Annotated in this window: 15 protein-coding genes and 1 pseudogene; 5 read left to right on the top strand and 11 right to left on the bottom strand. The window is 40.0% G+C overall.

What is annotated here, in order from left to right:
* Positions 1 to 115: 115 nt before the first annotated feature.
* The 4 genes from CVD28_RS12075 to CVD28_RS12060 all read right to left on the bottom strand — a co-directional run bounded on the left by CVD28_RS12075 (position 116) and on the right by CVD28_RS12060 (position 4,682).
* On the bottom strand, positions 116 to 703 hold the full coding sequence (locus tag CVD28_RS12075; protein ID WP_101592629.1) for an ANTAR domain-containing response regulator: 588 nt from the start codon (positions 701 to 703) through the stop codon (positions 116 to 118).
* Positions 700 to 2,133 carry a sensor histidine kinase gene (locus tag CVD28_RS12070; RefSeq protein WP_101592628.1) on the bottom strand — a complete coding sequence of 478 codons (1,434 nt, stop codon included), beginning with the start codon at positions 2,131 to 2,133 and terminating at the stop codon, positions 700 to 702. Before CVD28_RS12070 ends, CVD28_RS12075 begins: the two co-directional genes overlap by 4 nt.
* Positions 2,134 to 2,258: 125 nt before the next feature.
* The gene (eutC, locus tag CVD28_RS12065) at positions 2,259 to 3,155 is read right to left on the bottom strand and encodes an ethanolamine ammonia-lyase subunit EutC (RefSeq protein ID WP_101592627.1); all 897 of its coding nucleotides are present in this window, start codon (positions 3,153 to 3,155) and stop codon (positions 2,259 to 2,261) included.
* A 165-nt stretch (positions 3,156 to 3,320) separates the two neighbouring features.
* Complete coding sequence (locus CVD28_RS12060) at positions 3,321 to 4,682, bottom strand: ethanolamine ammonia-lyase subunit EutB (protein ID WP_101592626.1); 1,362 nt, start codon at positions 4,680 to 4,682, stop codon at positions 3,321 to 3,323.
* 673 nt (positions 4,683 to 5,355) lie between these two features.
* On the opposite strand from CVD28_RS12060, the gene CVD28_RS12055 reads away from it, so the two are divergent.
* Positions 5,356 to 5,532 (top strand): H-type small acid-soluble spore protein, encoded by a 177-nt coding sequence (locus CVD28_RS12055; RefSeq protein WP_101592625.1) that lies wholly within the window; start codon positions 5,356 to 5,358, stop codon positions 5,530 to 5,532.
* 57 nt (positions 5,533 to 5,589) lie between these two features.
* Here CVD28_RS12055 and CVD28_RS29445 read toward each other — a convergent pair whose 3' ends face one another.
* Positions 5,590 to 6,537, bottom strand: a complete 948-nt coding sequence (locus tag CVD28_RS29445; protein ID WP_441296804.1) for a methyl-accepting chemotaxis protein — start codon at positions 6,535 to 6,537, stop codon at positions 5,590 to 5,592.
* Positions 6,532 to 7,560, bottom strand: a pseudogene (locus tag CVD28_RS29440) (cache domain-containing protein); the annotation flags it as partial. The pseudogene CVD28_RS29440 and the gene CVD28_RS29445, both read right to left, overlap by 6 nt.
* Positions 7,561 to 7,919: 359 nt before the next feature.
* Here CVD28_RS29440 and CVD28_RS12045 point away from each other — a divergent pair.
* Together CVD28_RS12045 and CVD28_RS12040 are read left to right on the top strand one after the other, a co-directional pair.
* Positions 7,920 to 9,020, top strand: coding sequence for a MerR family transcriptional regulator (locus tag CVD28_RS12045; RefSeq protein WP_180954136.1), 1,101 nt, complete (start codon positions 7,920 to 7,922; stop codon positions 9,018 to 9,020).
* 320 nt (positions 9,021 to 9,340) lie between these two features.
* Entirely contained in the window at positions 9,341 to 10,237 is an 897-nt protein-coding gene (locus CVD28_RS12040) for a DMT family transporter (protein WP_101592622.1), read from the top strand.
* A 183-nt stretch (positions 10,238 to 10,420) separates the two neighbouring features.
* Here CVD28_RS12040 and CVD28_RS12035 read toward each other — a convergent pair whose 3' ends face one another.
* Genes CVD28_RS12035 through CVD28_RS12025 form a run of 3 tightly spaced genes read right to left on the bottom strand, consistent with a single transcriptional unit; the run spans position 10,421 to position 12,772 of the window.
* Positions 10,421 to 11,146: an ABC transporter permease gene (locus CVD28_RS12035; RefSeq protein WP_101592621.1), complete on the bottom strand. Its 726-nt coding sequence runs from the start codon at positions 11,144 to 11,146 to the stop codon at positions 10,421 to 10,423.
* Position 11,147: 1 nt separating this feature from the next.
* Positions 11,148 to 11,858 carry an ABC transporter permease gene (locus CVD28_RS12030; RefSeq protein WP_101592620.1) on the bottom strand — a complete coding sequence of 237 codons (711 nt, stop codon included), beginning with the start codon at positions 11,856 to 11,858 and terminating at the stop codon, positions 11,148 to 11,150.
* Entirely contained in the window at positions 11,858 to 12,772 is a 915-nt protein-coding gene (locus CVD28_RS12025; protein WP_101592619.1) for an ABC transporter ATP-binding protein, read from the bottom strand. The genes CVD28_RS12030 and CVD28_RS12025 overlap by 1 nt, the downstream gene beginning before the upstream one ends.
* A gap of 242 nt (positions 12,773 to 13,014) precedes the next feature.
* On the opposite strand from CVD28_RS12025, the gene pepF reads away from it, so the two are divergent.
* Positions 13,015 to 14,931 (top strand): oligoendopeptidase F, encoded by a 1,917-nt coding sequence (gene pepF, locus CVD28_RS12020; protein ID WP_101592618.1) that lies wholly within the window; start codon positions 13,015 to 13,017, stop codon positions 14,929 to 14,931.
* Between the two features lie 42 nt (positions 14,932 to 14,973).
* Here pepF and CVD28_RS12015 read toward each other — a convergent pair whose 3' ends face one another.
* Complete coding sequence (locus tag CVD28_RS12015) at positions 14,974 to 16,314, bottom strand: HAMP domain-containing sensor histidine kinase (RefSeq protein ID WP_101592617.1); 1,341 nt, start codon at positions 16,312 to 16,314, stop codon at positions 14,974 to 14,976.
* Positions 16,311 to 16,985, bottom strand: a complete 675-nt coding sequence (locus CVD28_RS12010; protein WP_101592616.1) for a response regulator transcription factor — start codon at positions 16,983 to 16,985, stop codon at positions 16,311 to 16,313. Before CVD28_RS12010 ends, CVD28_RS12015 begins: the two co-directional genes overlap by 4 nt.
* Positions 16,986 to 17,229: 244 nt before the next feature.
* Here CVD28_RS12010 and CVD28_RS12005 point away from each other — a divergent pair, with 244 nt between their 5' ends.
* Positions 17,230 to 17,757 (top strand): DUF2179 domain-containing protein, encoded by a 528-nt coding sequence (locus CVD28_RS12005; RefSeq protein ID WP_101592615.1) that lies wholly within the window; start codon positions 17,230 to 17,232, stop codon positions 17,755 to 17,757.
* The last annotated feature ends 2 nt before the right edge of the window (positions 17,758 to 17,759 follow it).

The raw sequence follows: 17,759 nt of genomic DNA, 5'->3' as shown, positions 1-17,759 counted from the left end.
TATCCGAATCTCCAATGGGTAATTATCTACAAGATTTTCTATCTACCCCTAAAAAAACAGAAAGGTGCCCTGCAGTTTTATCGATGATAAAACTTTCTGAAGCACCTTTGCCCTTCTATTCACTTTTAGAATCTTGCCTATATTTTGAGATAATTTGTTTTGCGACCGTTTCAAGAGGCACTTGTTTGTTCATGCTTAGCTTCCGCATCCGATTATAGGCAGCATCTTCCGAAAGATCCAGCTTTTTCATCAACAGACCTTTGGCCTTCTCCACAAGTTTTCGGATTTTCAGCTCCATATGCATCTCATCGACTTTCTCTTTGTAGGCGCTTGCATTTTCCGCTTGTTTTAATGCGATTTCCACAGCAGGAATTAAACTTGCTTCTGATATCGGCTTTACTAAATAACCTAATATATTAGCCTGTTTTGCTTTATCAATATAATCGCGCTGGCTGTATGCTGTTACTAACAATATTGGAATATGAAATTTATTTGATATAATTTCACTTGCTTTAAGCCCGTTTAACTTTGGCATTTTGATATCCATAATGACAAGATCGGGTTTAAGCGTATATGCCAGTTCAACTGCTTTCTCGCCGTCACCTGCCTCTGCAACTACATCGTACCCGGCATCTTTTAACATCATTACAATATCTAACCTTACTATTGACTCATCCTCTACTACCATTAGCCTCTTCGTCAATGTAACGCCCCCTTTCCGTGAGGAAATCTAACGGACGCTATCGTGCCTATTTCAGCTCGCTGGATAGTGAATTCTCCTGATAAATCATGTTCGATCATCATTTTTACAATATCAAGACCTAATGATGGCTTGGCATCCGGTAAATATCCGTCTCCATCGTCTTTTACAAGCACTTCTATGTGGCTATCATTGTGAACAAAAGAAACGTCTATCCTTCCTTTCAAAACAGAACGAAAAGCATGTTTTATACAATTTTGAATCAATTCATTAATAACAAGTGCTAAAGAAACGGCAACATTAGACTTGATTTCAAGACGCGGACCTGAATATTCAATTGTAATTTCGGTGTTTTCATGGTCCTCACTGTAAACAAGCATATTGCCAATCTTTTCTGTTAAACTGCGAATCTCAACATCATCTACACTGGAGTTTGATAGGATAAGTTCATACACTGCAGCAATACTTAAAACACGATTGAGGCTTTCAATAAAATGTACCTTGCTTTCGTCGGGAACGCCTCTTCTCATTTGGAGCCGCAATAGACTGGCAACGGTTTGGAGGTTATTTTTTACTCTATGGTGTATCTCGCGAATGGCTACAGACTTTACAATCAATTCACGTTCCTTCTGACGAAGCTCTGTTATATCGCGAAAAATCAAAAACATTCCATTAGATTTCCCGTTCTGATCTAATCTTATCTTTTTCAATTGAAAAACTTTGTTATCCAGGCTTATCTCCCGCATCAGCAGTTCATCTTGATGGTCAATAATATCATCTAAACTGGAAAAGTATTCGTAAATGGAAGCGCCAACTCTGCACTCAGCGGAGCACAACTCAAATATAAGGTTAATGGCCGCCGGGTTAAAGTATAAAATAAGTTTTTCAGAGTTAATAAAGAATAATGACTCCTGCATGACCTCCGGGATAATCGGCCTGTCCTCAGTCATCCCAATCAGAATTTCACTCAATGTTTCAGTAGCTTCAGATAAAGCTTCAATCTTAAATTGATGCTGCAGTTTTTCACTTATATCCTTTTCCATAATTAATGCACCGATAATTCGATTTCCAGCACCTATTACAGGTACCACACTTTGCTCCACAGTCTTTCCTTCCTGTGTAAGAGCCCTGTTCTGAAGAATAGGCTTTGCAGTTTTCAAAGTAAAAAAAACAGCAGGTTCGAACGCTTCGTATGCAAACTTCCCTGCCACTTGTTTCTGATAAACTGATTTTGCGGTTGTTGGACTTGCTTCAGCCACAACAATAGCATGTTTTCCTTCTTTCGTAAGACAATCAATAAACATATTTGCCTGATTCAAATCTGCAATCAAAGGCAGATTTTCTGCAATAATTTTAATCTTTTCAATGTCTATTTCAGTTAGATTAGTATGTAATTTACATAACGAATCTATTGAACTCGTAGTTTCAATCATTGACTTACTCCCGGGTGAAAAATAGTGAATATAATGAATATTATATTTTTCTCTCCATTTTTTGTCAATGCCGTCACTACTATTATAATAGTGATAATAAACACACTTTAAAGCTCGGGTCTTAGTTAAACTTCTTTGAGTTGTGCAAATTTTACTCCGCTTGCTTTTAACTTTAATACATCAGCGATAATGTCTGCTAAATAAGCACCTGCTTCAACAGGCGGTATTCCGCCGTCATGAATATTGGAAATAACTGTACGGTCTGCCTCCACGGTATTTTCATTTGGACGATAGATTAAATAAGCACTGATACTTCTTGAAGTTGCTAAACCCGGCCGCTCCCCAATTAATGAAATGACGACATCACAATTTACTATCGAAGCTATTTCATCTTGGATCCATACACGGCTTCTTTTAATAAAAACAGGGTCACCAACCGAAAGATTTTTAACTCTTAAACCTTGTAAAAGTGCAGGAAGCATGTCGGGTATGTTAGCTTCAATTCCCGCTGAGCTTAGCCCATCAGAAATAACGATCTGTATTTGCTTATCTTTAGGCAGGTTTGCTGCTGCCCAAGCAGCTGACTCTTTCTTTAACTTTCGACCTGATTCCAGATTCATTAAGTACTCTTCCATCGTTTCCGCTCTTGAATGAAGGACAGGTAGATTCAATCCTTTGATAAACTCCTCAGAAACATCTTTAAAAACTGCATCCTGCGCAGCAGCGTGGTCAATTAGGAACTCGAGATAATTTTTAGTTTTCATCCTGGTGCCTGCCCTGCCTATACCAATTCTCGCCGGAGTTATTGCCTGTACTTGTTCAATCGTCTGAAGGTTTTGTGGGTTATCTACTGTGACTCTTTTTTCCTTTTTAAATGTAATTGAACGGATTCCTTCAGAAGAATTCTTTGTTACTGAAGTTAATTGCTGGCTGGAACCATGAGAAACCCGTCTCTCGTGTGGCTGCTTTTCTGCTTTCTCAAGCTCCTTTATGACTTGCTCAACAATAGAATTGATATCCAAATTGCAGAAGCCTCCTTTATTTAACTATATAAATTTTCTTTCGTTTTTATCTTTTTATCAAGTGTACTTAACCTAAGTGTGTACCGTACTGCAGCAAGGTCTTTGTGACCTTTAATCTTGCATCAATTAGCAGTGAAATTACAAGAATGCCTTAATGTAAATTCCCTAATCAAAAATAGATAAGTCTCCCGCATAATTTGTGAGACGCCCATTTTCCATAATGCCCATCTTTTCGAGCCAGATTTCAAATTCCCTTAATGGGCGCAATCCCAGCATTTCCCGCAAGCTGGCGTCGTCATGATAGCTTGTGTCCTGATAGCTTAGCATTACGTCATCCCCGCCAGGCACACCCATATAAAAATTTGCACCCGCGAGAGCGGTGAGCATACCGGCGATTTCCTGATCATTCTGGTCTGCCTGCATGTGGTTTGTATATGTAGGAGCGATTCCCATTGGAAGCCCATGGAGCTTACCCATAAATAAATCTTCTAAATCCGCCCTGATCACCTGTTTACCATCGTAAATCGTTTCAGGTCCAATAAAACCAGAAACATTATTAACCATATAAGGCTTCCAATGGCGGGCGTATCCATATGTCCGTGCTTCCAATGTCTGCATATCCACTCCATGATGTGCGTCAAGGGATACTTCTGAGCCTTGTCCTGTTTCAAAATACAACTGATTTGGACCTGCGGAGGTACCGTACTTTGCCATTAGTTCATATGCCTCGTCAATAATTTCTTTCGAAACTCCAAAATCGTTGTTGGCAGACTGAGTTCCAGCAAGACTTTGGAACATTAAGGCAATCGGGGCACCTTTTTTCAAAGCCTGCATTTGGGTAGTGATATGGGCCAGTACGCAATTCTGGGTAGGGATATTCCACTTTGTCATGAAGTCATTAGTCATATGGAGTATCCTTGACACGGACTCAACCGAATCATTATTGGGATTCACTCCAATGACGGCATCACCTGAGCCGTACGATAAGCCCTCTTTTAAAGAAGCAAGAATACCAACGGGATTGTCGGTTGGATGGTTCGGCTGACACCGAAAAGCAAGCCTGCCAGGCTCACCAATTGTTGTATTGCAGTGAGCAGTCGGCCTGATTTTCTGAGACGCCATTACCAAGTCTATACTTGACATAAGCTTAGCTACTGCTGCGATCATTTCACTTGTTAAACCTTTACTCAGGCGAAAAAGCTGGGAGGATTCTGTTGAATGGGACAAAATATAATTCCTTAACTCACCTACCGTCCAATTACTTACTTCCTTATATATGTATTCGTTTACATCATCATAGATAAGGCGGGTAACTTCGTCTTTCTCATAAGGGATAACAGGATTTTCATATATCTCTTTTAGAGGCATTTCACTTAATACCACCTTGGCTGCCATTCTTTCAAGGGCAGAATGAGCACTAATCCCGGCCATCTTGTCACCTGACTTCTCTTCGCTCGCTTTTGCCAGTATCTCCGTTACGGATTTAAACTGGTAATTTTGGTTTTTTAATTGACAGCTATATTTCATTTAAATGACTCCTTTCTATAAATGGCTGAAAAGTATAAGAATTGAATAAATAGGTAAGCGGTTACAGACCAGCAAACAAAAAACGAAACTGCAAATATTGGATGTTGCTTAAACATTTGTAGTCGAAATTATGATTAGCCGCTTATTAAGGCTCAGAGTTTGAGCAAATCCGCAAGTTTCTTATTTTGCTAAAATAAGAAACTTGAGTTTCCTTTTATTTCGGTTTAATAACAAGATAATGTTTCTTCTTAGTGCAATAATTTTTTGCAAGCAAAAAGGTGCCTGTGCAGAAGGAAGCTATTCGTTCCCCTGCATAGGCACCTTTACCTGCATATATTCACTTACAGAAAAGTATATCAAATAACTATCTGAATGGGTAGATTATTCTGATAAAATTACAGACCTTTTCTTTGCCAAACTTTTTGGAGGATGGGAGGTAATTGTTACAGAACGATTTGAATTTAAGTCAAACAGATAGCTCTAAATATATACCGAAATTCATTTATTTATCGGATTGGACTTCTCCATACTCACAAGGCATAACACAATGTGATTCAAATTTATACTTTCTATTAATACTTAATAAATTTATAAATAGATTTTAATTTTTTGAACAAAACCATAAATAATAAATAAACCCTTTACAGAAGATACTTAACAATGAGGTGATTACATGGATCTTAATCGTGTAAAAGAAATAATCGGATCTAAAGATGATATTGCAGTTCATTACCATGGAGTTCCAGTCTGGATTGAAGGAATCGATGATACTGGAAGCTTGGCAACAGTCAGTGCCAGAGGCAACCATGATGAAAGACGAGTAGTAGCAATAGACGTATTGGAAGAATAGCAAAAAAATAGCCAGTCCCCAATGCACTGCTGCGCCGGCGGACTGGCTCAATAACTTTTAAATTTTAAACTTGTTAATTGTATTTTTGAGGTCATGAGACATTTCACTCATTGATGTTGCAGACGCTGTTACTTCCTGCATCGATGCCAGCTGCTCTTCAGAAGATGCAGCAACTGTCTGGGTATTTAATAAGGTTTTTTGTGCATTCTCTGAAGCTTTTTTAAATGTATTTGCTACCTTTAGTGTAGTAGAAGAAATCTGAGATGTATATCCGGCAGACTCTTGAATTTTTCCATTCACTTGCTCAATTGCATCCTGGATTTTTTGGAAGGCATCTCCAGCTTCTTGGGCTACCCTCATTCCCATTTCTACTTCCGTTTTCCCCTTATTCATTGAAGTAATCGCAACTTTTGTATCGTTTTGAATTCTATTGATTAATCCTGCGATTTGCTGGCCGGATTCTTTGGACTGCTCTGCCAGCTTTCGTACCTCCTCCGCCACCACTGCGAAACCTTTTCCATGTTCCCCAGCCCTTGCAGCTTCAATGGAGGCATTTAGGGCAAGCAAATTTGTTTGTTCTGCAATATCTGTTATTACAGAAACAATCGCGCCAATTTCCTGTGAGCTTTTCCCAAGTTCATCAACAATTCCTGCTGTCTCAACAGTTGATTGATTAATAAAATTAATTTGGTGGACAGTTTTTTGGATGGTCATATTCCCTTCTTCAGCTTGTTTGGTAACGAGGCTTGCAGAGTCATAAATATGATTTGAGGAATCAACGATTTTTGAAATCCCCTTCTCCAATTCATTTACAGTTTCCTCATTTTCAATCGCAGCCTGCAATTGGCTTTCTGCCTCTTGTGCTACATCCTGGATTGAGTAGGTAACTTGTTCTGCCGCTGTGCTTGTTTCCGCGGCCCCAACCGTAAGCTGTTCAGACGTTACTGCAACTGTTTGGGAGGTAGCGGAGATTTGCTGCAAAACTGATTTAATATTTGTGATCATTTCATTAAAGTTTAGAGCCATCTGCCCGAATTCATCATTGGATTTCATATCTAATGTGTGGGTAAAATCACCTTTCGCCATAACGATAGATAAATCATTTACTTTTTTTACTTTCCTGGAAATAGAATTACCATATAAATAAATGACAATGGCCAGTACCAATAAACCAACCGCCCCAATAACTGCCATATTGATAAGCAGCGAGTCAACCGCACTTAGCAATTCTTTTTCGGGGAGAATGATCCCAAGCGTCCACCCAGTTTGGGGGATTTTATTCGTATATATGTACGCTTTCCCCTGCTTGCCGAGAGAAAATATGCTTTTGAATTGTTCTTTTTGTATAATTTGCTCTGCCAATGATGCCAAACTTTTATTAGAATCCTGTTTAATGTTTATCTTTAAAATCTTTTTTGAATCAGGCGTGGCAAGATAAGTCCCTGTTTGGTCAACAAGGAAGGCGGTACCTGTTTGTCCAACTTTTACTTTCTTAATTAACTCTTCCACCTGACTTATGCTAATGTCCCCGCCTATCATTCCCGCTAACTGATTACTGCTGTCATAAAAAGGCGCCATCGAACTGACCATTGTTTCATCGGAAGTTTTGTCATAGTAGGGGGCAGTATATACAAATGTATTTTTGGTACTTTCTCCGTCTTTCCACCACTGCTCGTTATGATAGTCTAAATTATTGAACTCTTCGGTAATATCCACCTTGCCATTATTTTTGAAAGCATACGTTGAAAATCTTTGAAGCTCCTTTTTATATTTTCCCGGTGCAAAAAAAAGCCCCAGAGCAAAGGTGCTTTCATTTGCTGTGACGTTTTTCTTAAGCAGATTCTGGTACTGTTCAAGCGGCACAGAAGCACCCATTGATTCTACTGTTTTCGCTGTCGCTTCGGCCAGTTTGCTATGGGCAGTCAAATCCCGGTCAATGCTGGTTGCTACAAAAGCTAATTGCTGGTGTGCCTTGTCTTCAATTTCTTTTTGCAATTCATCCTTTGACTTAAAATAGGAAAAAGCCATAAGAGCACCAAAGATGAGTATTGTGATTGGCAGGATAGTAAGAATTGTCTTGGCTTTTACTGTTGAAAACTTCAAAATTTCCCCTCTTTTCATTGTAATAATCTATATATCGACAGACAATTGCAAAAGTTTCCATTTAAATTTAAGTTAATGAGTCATTTGTTAATTTTTTTTAGTAAAAACAATCTATAGCTCTCACATCTACAGTGTAATAAATTGCTGATTTTTACATAGTTTTGAAGATATATAACATCTTTTAGGAGCTTTTGTCACCTGGCAGGAAAAAGGTAAAAGCTTTGCAGAATATACCCTTACATTGAATTTATTCTATTATAAAGGTAATGAAAGGAAGAGCTAAAATGGCTACTAATCAAATTCTGCGTGCCTATTCAATTAAAGATGTTTCCAAAAAAATTAATATTCCCACCGGAACTATCCGGCAGTGGGAAAAGGATTTACAGGGTTTGATTCACGTTCCCCGTTCAAAACAGGGTGCACGCTTCTATACCCAGACTGAAATCGCCCTTCTTGAAAAGGTAAAAGAAATGCGTGCGAACAACCTGAGTAAAGATATGATCCGCAAGCTGTTAGAAAAGCATAACTCTGAGTTGTCCGAAGCTGCTGCGGAATCTTCCAAAACCTCAATGCCAGCGGTTGCAAATAAAACGGCCGTGACTGTTGAACAGCCTGCTTCACCCGCCAGCCTGCCAAATGTCGAAGAAATCTTTGCGGCTATGGAGTCCTATCGGCAGCATATGCTTACAGAAATAAAAGATGTGATGCAGCACAATCGCAATGAGATTATCGAACAAGTAAAAAAAGAAATTACGCTAGGCAGCTTGCAAACGGTGCAAGGATTGTCTAAATCTATTCAAAGATCAAATGAAAAAACAAAGTCGGAGGTCCGGGAACTGGCGCACACGGTTGCGACTTCTTCGGAACGTACTTTCGAAACAATCGAAGCCCTTTCTGGAGACATTGCGAAAGCTTCAGAACGTACTTCCGAAACATTCGAAACCCTTTCAGCAGACATTGCGAAAGCTTCAGAACGCACTTCCGAAACATTCGAAACCCTTTCAGCAGAGATTGTGAAGGCTTCGGAACGCACTTCTGAAACATTCGAAACCCTTACGTCCGACATCGTCAAGGCCTCGGAGGCAACCTCTGATAAAATTACAAAACGGCTGAGCGAAAACTCTAAGACAACAACGAGAGATTACAAAAATTTAATGGCAAAGGTCTCCCAGGACGTTAAGTCTGCCCAGAAGGAACTCAATACTGTTGCTCGGGTTTTAAACCGCGATCAGGAAGCATTTGTGGATACTATGAATCAAAATCTCAAAGAATTAACCAGTGTTATCCGGGAAAGAGAAGAAGCATTCCATGGCATGGTCACAAGCTTCAGGGAAGCAGCAGCTGCAGCCAAGAACGAAAAGAAATGGTGGAAGCCTTGGTCTTAATAAATGGATGGCAGCGAACCAACAAAAAAAGCCGGTCACCAGTGACTGGCTTTTCTTCATGCTGTCAAAAGTATGAATTTATTGGCAGTCCTCTTTAAACCAACTCTTGCTGTTCCTAACGGTCCCCTCTTAAATTCTCTCTCCTATCTATGCCAGTTTTAAGAATTTCACGTAAAAAACGATTGTATAAATATTAATAGTGGAAGCTAAAACATTCCTGAGCTTGTTACTACACCAATGTCTAAAAGCGAGCATTTATCTTGTTTTATTAATTTGTATAGGAGTATGATTGTTTAGTTACTTACTCAAGGAGGCACACAATGAAACCACTTTCGCGAACAAATACAGCCTTACTTCTTACTTTTCTTGTGATTGTATGGGGGGTCAATTGGCCATTATCAAAGATGGCACTCAGCTATACTCCACCGTTATTATTTGCCGGTATTAGAACTTTCTTGGGCGGTCTTATTTTACTTATTTTTGCACTTCCGAAATATAAAAGCCTTCACTTTAAAGAAACATGGCATATTTACCTGATTTCTGCTTTTCTTAATATCATTCTGTTTTACGGTCTTCAAACAGTTGGTCTTGGTTATGCACCAGCAGGGCTGTTTTCTGCGATTGTATTCCTGGAGCCAGTTTTACTTGGGATTTTCTCTTGGATTTGGCTGGGAGAACCGATGTATGGGCTGAAAATTATTGGTTTAATCCTTGGCTTCGCAGGAGTAGCAATTATAAGTGCAAGCGGATTTACTGGTGACATTTCGGCTCTTGGCATTATTCTTGCTCTTGGCTCTGCATTATCCTGGGGATTGGGCACGGTTTATGTTAAAAAGACAGGTGACCGTGTTGATTCGATTTGGATGGTTACATCGCAGCTTATGATGGGCGGTCTTTTTTTAATAAGTGTAGGTTCCAGCGTTGAAAGCTGGTCTAATATCCAGTGGGAGATGCCGTTTATAACAAACCTTTTATTTATCTCTACATTTGTAATTGCATTCGGATGGCTGGCATTTTTTACACTTGTCGGCTCAGGAGAAGCAAGCAAAGTTGGCTCATTCACATTCCTCATTCCGCTTGTTGCAATCCTTTGCAGTTCTATTTTGTTAAAAGAGCATTTAACACTTAATTTATTAGCTGGTTTGATATTAATAGTAATTAGTATTTTGTTTGTTAACAGTAAGCAAAAATCACAGACGGTACCTGACTCAGTTTAAATGATTGCTAACCGTCATCGCAGCCAGCAGAATGGTTATCAGCAGCTGAATAAGGAGAAGGCCAGCCATTCGTATTTCGGATGGCCTTTTTATTTCATCAGTATAATCCGCTGATTGTTACTTCCTCTGCCCTTAAAGAATTAATCTCCCATTCTCGTTTATGCCTTTTTACTCTCCCCTTTTTTAAATCTCCTTCCTCTGAAAATATAAAAATCCAGCAGCGAAGAACATAATGAAGCTCCCAAGGATAACAATTAATAATGTTTCCAGGGATACATTCAATGCGCCGAAGCTTTGATCTGTCTGCGGCATCATTGTAAGAAAGGGCTGGCTCCACGGATAGTATGGTCCAAATCGCTCTGAGTTGGAGATGAGGATATTAGGCAATGTAAAAATGACATTAATCGCAAGCGGTGCTGCAAAACTTGACCATGCTACAGATACGATCATTTGGAGAGCCGCTACCGGCAGGCACGCAACCCATCCCCCAGCCAGGCTTTTCAGCACAATTTCCCAGGGAATTGGCTCACTAAATCCCTTCAGCTGTCCAATAAGAAGCAAACCCCCCAAAATCAGCAATTGAGATATTGCAATTAAACCCATTACAAGCATAAATTTCACCAAATATATATTTGATCGAGGAACAGGCAAGGATAATAACTGCTTCCAGCCGCCATTCAAATGTTCATATCGGCAAACAAAAGCAGAGAACACTCCTGTCAGCAAAGGCAAAAATAATAATGCGTGAACAAGGCCCATCAAGGACAGCGCAACAGCCCAAGTGTTCACCCCTTCTGCTCCAATATCCGTAAATCCAGTCATTGAAGCTAATATGGGGCTGACAAATACTAACTGCCAGATAGATGTTTTTCTAAGCTTTAGCCATTCCGCACGGAACAGGTTCCACATATTATTTCACTTCCTTTCTTGTAAAATCGGTAAGACCTGCAAGGTAAACTGCCAGCCCTAAAAGTACGCCAGCTATCACAGAATAAATTGGTCCGCCCCAGTGATTCTCCAGCAAAGGCCATTTGTACGGCACCCAATCAGGGAAACTAATCGAATATAATGATAGTACTGTCCCTAAAATACCGATGGTTAGCGCATTCGCCTGATTCTTGAATGTAATCGAAATCCAGGTTTGCAGTGCAATAAATGGCATGGCAGCCAGAAATGGATAATAAATTATTTTTAGCAAATTGACTAATGGAATATCTGTTCCATATTTAATAATCACACCGAATAGAATAGTTCCGACAAATAAAAGTGTACAGGAAACGAAGAGCAAGATGGATGCCAGCAGAAATTTGGATGTAAAGACCTTGAACTTGGTTATCGGCAAAGCAAGCAATTGTTTCCATGAGTTTGTTTGATGCTCTACATTGGCAATCATCGAAATGATAATCGTCAACCCAATCATTAATGCTGGGATACTTAAGAAACGAACCTCGCCAATCAAGCCACCCCATAAATCATTCTTGTATCTGTCCGTTAAGTACTCATAACGAAGTCCAAAATTTAAAGCTTCCAGGCCAATTACTCCGATAGGCCCCAAAAAGACGAGAAACCAAATCATTTTCCTTTTAATTTTCAAAAAATCAGATGACAGAATCTGAACCATTACAGACTCCCTCCCCCGCCTGTCAGTTCCAGGAAGATTTCTTCGAGCGACTTTTTATTTTCCTCAACCCGGTAAACAGAGAATTTATTCATTACAAGATCTTCAATAACGCCCGCCACCACATTGTCACTTGAACCATTCAGCAGTAAGCTGGATTTCTCAATCTCCGCCTGCACGCCTTTTGATAAAAGAAATCTCCAAGCCTTTTCAGCCTCGTTCACCCTAATGGCGATTTTGCTATGTGACCTTTTTCTTAATGTTTCTATGGAATCCTGAAAGATCATCGATCCTTTGGTTATGATCCCGACTTGTGTAGCCATTTGGTCTATTTCAGACAGTAAGTGGCTGGATACGAGAATTGTCATTCCGTTTTCAGATGGCATGCTTTTAATTAGCTCACGGATTTCCAATATACCGGAAGGATCAAGGCCGTTAGTCGGTTCATCCAAAATCAGCAGTTCAGGTTTGCCAAGCAGTGCTGCCGCAATTCCTAGCCGCTGCTTCATTCCCAGCGAAAATCCTTGCACTGGCCGGCTGGCATCTTTAGATAGCCTAACAATCGAAAGAACTTCCTCAATTCTCGATTTTGGCACATCCAATAAGCGGCGGATCGCCTCGAGATTCTCAATAGCTGTCAAATGTCCATAATAAGATGGATACTCTACCAGGGAACCTACCTTTTTTAAGATCGGCAGCTTTTCTTGTTTAAGGTCCTTGCCGAAAATTTCAACAGAGCCTTTTGTCGGTTTGGCAAGCCCCAAAAGCATTCGAATGGTTGTCGTTTTCCCTGCTCCATTTGGACCTAGAAAACCATATATCTCTCCTTTTTTAATCTTTAGATCCACATTATCTACGACTATGCTCTTTCCAAATTTTTTAGTTAATTGTTTTGTTTCAACAATCAATTCGCTCATCTTCCTTCACCTCGTTTACCATGTTATCCTCGGAAAATTAAATTCAAGGTTAAGGAACATTAAAATCAGCTTAAATTTGTTGTTCAGCTTTAAGGATGTATATGTTTTAAACAGAACAGGAAAAATAAGCCACAGCTAATAGGAACGCCTTGGAGAATGAAAAAAATCATTAATTGCTCAAAAATTTCAGGCACCTGCTAGTGTTTTTTTTACCGCTAACTAATTTGGATGGAGGAAGTCAATTGAAAAAAAAGGTTATCGTTTCAGTGGCTGCCACAGTGATCTCACTCTCAACCGTTATTCCATTGAATGTGACTAATCCGGCTCCCACAGAGGCACAGGAGACTCAGCAACAGCCACGTTATATGACACGGGCAGAAATTCCTGCTCAATATAAATGGAAGACTGACCATATTTATTCAAGCAAAGCAAGATGGGAAGCAGATATTAAAAAAGCAGAACTTTTATCTGGAGTATTCAAAAAGAACTATCAGGGGAAATTAGCGAAATCGGCTGCTATTTTAAAAAAGGCGCTGGAGGATTACAGCACTTTATCTCGGATACAGGATAAAGCCTTCGTATATGCCAATTTAAATGCAGACGTTAATTTAACCAATCCTGACCTCCAGGCGGCTCTTGACCGAGCTGAAAAAATGGCCACAGCTGTTTCCGAAAACACAGCCTGGTTCAGCCCAGAGGTAGTAGAAATCCCAACGAAACAAATGAATAAATATCTGCAGGATAAATCCCTTTCTGCTTATAAATATGTTTTGTCTGATATCATTCGGACCAAGTCACATACTTTATCACAGGATCAAGAAGAGCTTCTTGCAAAATTATCGCCGCTTTCATCGACAGGTTCTGACGTTTATTCCAGGCTTTCTACAGAGATAAAGTTCCCTAAAATAACAGATTCTGACGGCAAGGAAGTCCAGTTGACACAAACCAATTTTATTTCATTTATGGAGAGTAAGGACCGCAACGTCAGGAAGCAGGCATATGAAGCTTATTATGGAACACTAGAAAAGTTCAAGGGCAGCTTTGCCCAGTCGCTGAGCTCCCATGTACAATCCCATAATATCAGGGCAGATGTGAGAAATTATAAGTCAGCCCTTGAGGCAGCGCTGATTCCTAATGATATCCCTGTTAAGGTGTACGATCAGCTTATCCATTCCGTAAAAAAAGGCCTTCCTTTAATGCACCGCTATATGGATTTGAAAAAAAAGATGCTTGGTGTCGATGAACTGCATATGTATGATATCTATACACCTATCGTAGATGCAGAAGAAAAGTATATTTCATACGAAGAGGCCCAGAAACAAGTAATGGAAGGCTTAAAGCCTCTTGGCGATGATTATGCAAAAATACTTAAAGAAGCATTCGGTGGCGGATGGGTGGATGTTTATTCAACAGATGATAAAAAGAGCGGAGCGTACCAGTGGGGTGCCTATGATACTCATCCATACCTTTTACTGAACTACCAGGGCACAAAAGGAGATGTAGCCACCATTGCGCATGAGCTGGGTCATGCAGCCCATTCTTACTTATCTAAAAAGGAACAGCCTTATTTAACATCCGGTTATGCCACATTTACAGCAGAGGTAGCTTCTACGCTGAACGAAAACCTGCTTTGGAACAGCGAGTATAAAAAAGCAAAAACAAAAGCGGAAAAAATGCGCCTGTTAAATCAGAGGCTGGAAAACTTTCGGACCACTCTTTTCCGCCAAACTCAATTTGCGGAATTTGAAAAAGCCATCCATGAGCTCGAGCAAAAAGGTGAATCGATTAACGCTGCAACCCTGAAAAAGGTATATGGTGAGATTAATAAAAAGTATTATGGAAAGAGAATGGCGGCTGATGAAGAGATTGCAATGGAATGGGCACGCATTCCCCATTTTTATGACCATAAATTCTATGTATATCAGTATGCTACAAGCTTTGCAGCCTCTGCTGCCCTTTCCAAGCAGCTATTGCAGCAGGGTGCACCAGCAGTTAAAAGGATTAAAGAAAAATTCCTGGAGGCTGGCGGCTCATCTGACCCTATTAGCATCTTAAAAGGAGCGGGAGTTGATATGTCTTCATCCAAGCCTATCGACGAAGCGATGACAGTGTTTGAGGAAACCCTCAATGAACTGGAAAAGCTTATTAACGAGAAATAAACCCATATGAAAAGGATGTCCCAGGCTGAAGGGACATCCTTTTCATTTATATATAATATTCCGTGTTCCTTTTTCATCACTTTCGATGCTCCAATTGAGCTTCATTTCCTTTAGCATAAGAGAAATGATTGATAAGCCGACTCCCGCTCCCTTTCCCTCTGATTCTCCTGTCATGCCCGGTCCCTTATCTGCAATGGTTATGGCCTGTTTGTTAACATCGGCCATAATGGCAATGTATTTTCCATCCCTGGCATGGCGGTTAATATTTTGAAAAAGGTTGTCCAGAACCCGCTCCATCCACTGTAGATCGACTTCCCAATAAAGGGGATGCTCTGGTATATTCAGCTCAATTTGAAAGCCTTGATCTTCAAAAACAGGATACCATCCGGCAAAAGATGTTCTTAGAACTCTGACAATATCCGTATTTACCGGATTGTAAGGGTATTTCCCTGAAGTGAGCAGGGTATACGAAAGCAGGTTGTCAATCAGCTGATCAAGATAGCCTATCTTATTATCTATCAACTCCAATGAATGCTGCCCTTTTTTACTGATTATTTCATTTTTAAGCGCAAACGCATGGCCCCTGATAGCCGTAAGCGGCGTCCGTAAATCATGGGATAGATTGGCGATAAGCTGACGCCTTAATTCTTCCTCTTCTTTTTCCCTGCTTCGGCTTTCTTCAAGCTGAATAATCATACTATTAAATGCAGCCACAAGCCGTCCGATTTCATCCGGCTTATCCACTTCAATGGCGGGCGGGATACCGTTGGCCGACGTTTCTGTCATCGCTTCCTGAAGGCGAAGGAGCCGCTTTCTGATTTTAGAGAAGAAAATCCATGATATGAAAATGAAAAACAGCAGGATAAAAAGTACACCGAGGATCATTAAATACGAATAACGTTCGGCAACAGTTTCACCTGGAGCCTTCATCTCCGACCTTGGAACCTGAAAAACCATGAAGCCCTGATCCTGTTCATCACCAATTAAGGCGACAACTGTAAATGGGTCAGCCTTAAGCCCCCTGCTTTTTTTCATAAAATCAATCGTATAGGCTGGATTCCAGCTGTCCGGAACTCTTACATCATCCGGCTGTTTAAACATTGACTTTCCTGACTGGTCCACCCAAAATACGGTTGCTTTTTGATACTCTTGCTTTATCTGCATTAACCTTTTATTTATTTGTTCATTTGAGGCTCCCGTCAGCTTTTTGGCTTCGTTCTGCCACATCTCTTCAAGATCCGTTCCGTTCTGGTAGATGTTTGGACCTTCAATTGCGGGCATATAGAAAATAATAGAAAATACCGGCATGGAAGCTGGCACTAAAATAATGGCAATAAAGATAATCAGCAGGTATTTGGACAATAGTGAGTTTTTGAGCTTCATTGCTTTACCCGATACCCGATGCCGCGGATAGTTTCAATGATTTCCGGAGACCCTGGATCCAGTTCAAGCTTTTCACGCAGATACCGAATATGGACCATTAGTGTGTTTTTATCACCTTCGAAATAAGGGTTACCCCAAACCGCTTCATATATTTGCTCTTTTGTTAGGATCTGGTTAGGATGCCGCAGCAAATACATAAAGATCTGGTATTGTTTTCCTGTTAAGATGACTTCCCCGCCAGTGCGCACATCTATAATGCGATTTTCTTCCAGAATTACTTTTATATGCTTTAGTGTAATGGTGCTAACTGATGGCAGTCCAAACCTTCGCAGCAAAACCTCCACCCTGGCAGCCAGTTCCCGGGGATGGAACGGTTTTGTTAAATAATCGTCGGCAAATTTTAATCCCTGCAGCTTATCATCCACCGCTGTCCTTGCCGAAAGCATCAATATCGGTACCTCCGGAGCCTCTTGTTTTAGCCGCTGGCCAACTGTAAATCCATCCAGGCCAGGCAGCATTACGTCGAGGATAACCAAATCAAAATCCTTAACCACTTCAACAGCACCTTCACCGGACTGAAGCCACTCTATGCTAAATCCTTTTTCCCGCAAGTATTCCTTTGTTACAAGTCCAATATCATAATCATCTTCAATATATAAAATTCTTTTCATCCTGGCAATCACATCTCTTTTTAGTTTCTCTCACTATCTTAGGAAAAAAATACTAAAAAGGGAAGAAATGTTTACCTGATAACTTAATATTGCTAATCCTTTTTATCCGATATCGCTCCTATATTCATTTAAAAAATTTATTTGCTAAATTTCCCAGCAGATAGTCTTAATAACATTCATTGAAAGAATGAATATTTTGGATTATATTAATGAAAGTGTTGAGTAAATGATGTGAGGTGTAAAGGTGAAGGAAATCATTCTTATTTTATTGCTGCAGCTTCTGTATGTTCCCCTTTTAACACTGAGAACTATATTTTTGGTGAAGAATATTACAGTTTTAGCTTCGATTATCGGGATTTTTGAAATGCTGATTTATGTTTTTGGTCTATCGCTTGTATTCAGCGGAGATCAGAGCTTTCTGGCGATGATCGTGTATGCCGTAGGTTTTGGGATTGGCATTATTTTTGGAACGAAAATAGAACAAAAGCTTGCCATTGGCTATATCAATGTAGCGGTAAACACCCAGACAAAAAATGAAGAATTAATTTCAACCTTACGAACGAATGGCTTCGGTGTCACCCTTTATATTGGTGAAGGAAGAGATAGCGAGCGCTATCGTTTAGAAATATTAACAAAACGAAATCGTGAGGATGAACTGATTGCAACGGTTGAAAAATTTGAGCCGAAAGCGTTTATCATTTCCTACGAACCAAGACGCTTTAAGGGCGGTTTTTTGCTGGACCGGATGAAGAAGCAAAAAATCAAAGGTTAGCT

This window comes from Bacillus sp. M6-12 (assembly GCF_002860285.1).
Lineage (GTDB): Bacteria > Bacillota > Bacilli > Bacillales > DSM-1321 > Peribacillus.
This window is presented reverse-complemented; position numbering and strand designations above follow the sequence as displayed.

Bases quoted from the DNA above. Each gene is read 5' to 3' on its own strand.
- CVD28_RS12070 (WP_101592628.1), bottom strand. From the start codon at position 2,133: ATGATTGAAACTACGAGTTCAATAGATTCGTTATGTAAATTACATACT.
- CVD28_RS12060 (WP_101592626.1), bottom strand. From the start codon at position 4,682: ATGAAATATAGCTGTCAATTAAAAAACCAAAATTACCAGTTTAAATCC.
- CVD28_RS12055 (WP_101592625.1), top strand. From the start codon at position 5,356: ATGGATCTTAATCGTGTAAAAGAAATAATCGGATCTAAAGATGATATT.
- CVD28_RS29445 (WP_441296804.1), bottom strand. From the start codon at position 6,537: ATGATCACAAATATTAAATCAGTTTTGCAGCAAATCTCCGCTACCTCC.
- CVD28_RS12045 (WP_180954136.1), top strand. From the start codon at position 7,920: ATGGCTACTAATCAAATTCTGCGTGCCTATTCAATTAAAGATGTTTCC.
- CVD28_RS12040 (WP_101592622.1), top strand. From the start codon at position 9,341: ATGAAACCACTTTCGCGAACAAATACAGCCTTACTTCTTACTTTTCTT.
- CVD28_RS12035 (WP_101592621.1), bottom strand. From the start codon at position 11,146: ATGTGGAACCTGTTCCGTGCGGAATGGCTAAAGCTTAGAAAAACATCT.
- CVD28_RS12030 (WP_101592620.1), bottom strand. From the start codon at position 11,858: ATGGTTCAGATTCTGTCATCTGATTTTTTGAAAATTAAAAGGAAAATG.
- CVD28_RS12025 (WP_101592619.1), bottom strand. From the start codon at position 12,772: ATGAGCGAATTGATTGTTGAAACAAAACAATTAACTAAAAAATTTGGA.
- CVD28_RS12015 (WP_101592617.1), bottom strand. From the start codon at position 16,314: ATGAAGCTCAAAAACTCACTATTGTCCAAATACCTGCTGATTATCTTT.
- CVD28_RS12010 (WP_101592616.1), bottom strand. From the start codon at position 16,985: ATGAAAAGAATTTTATATATTGAAGATGATTATGATATTGGACTTGTA.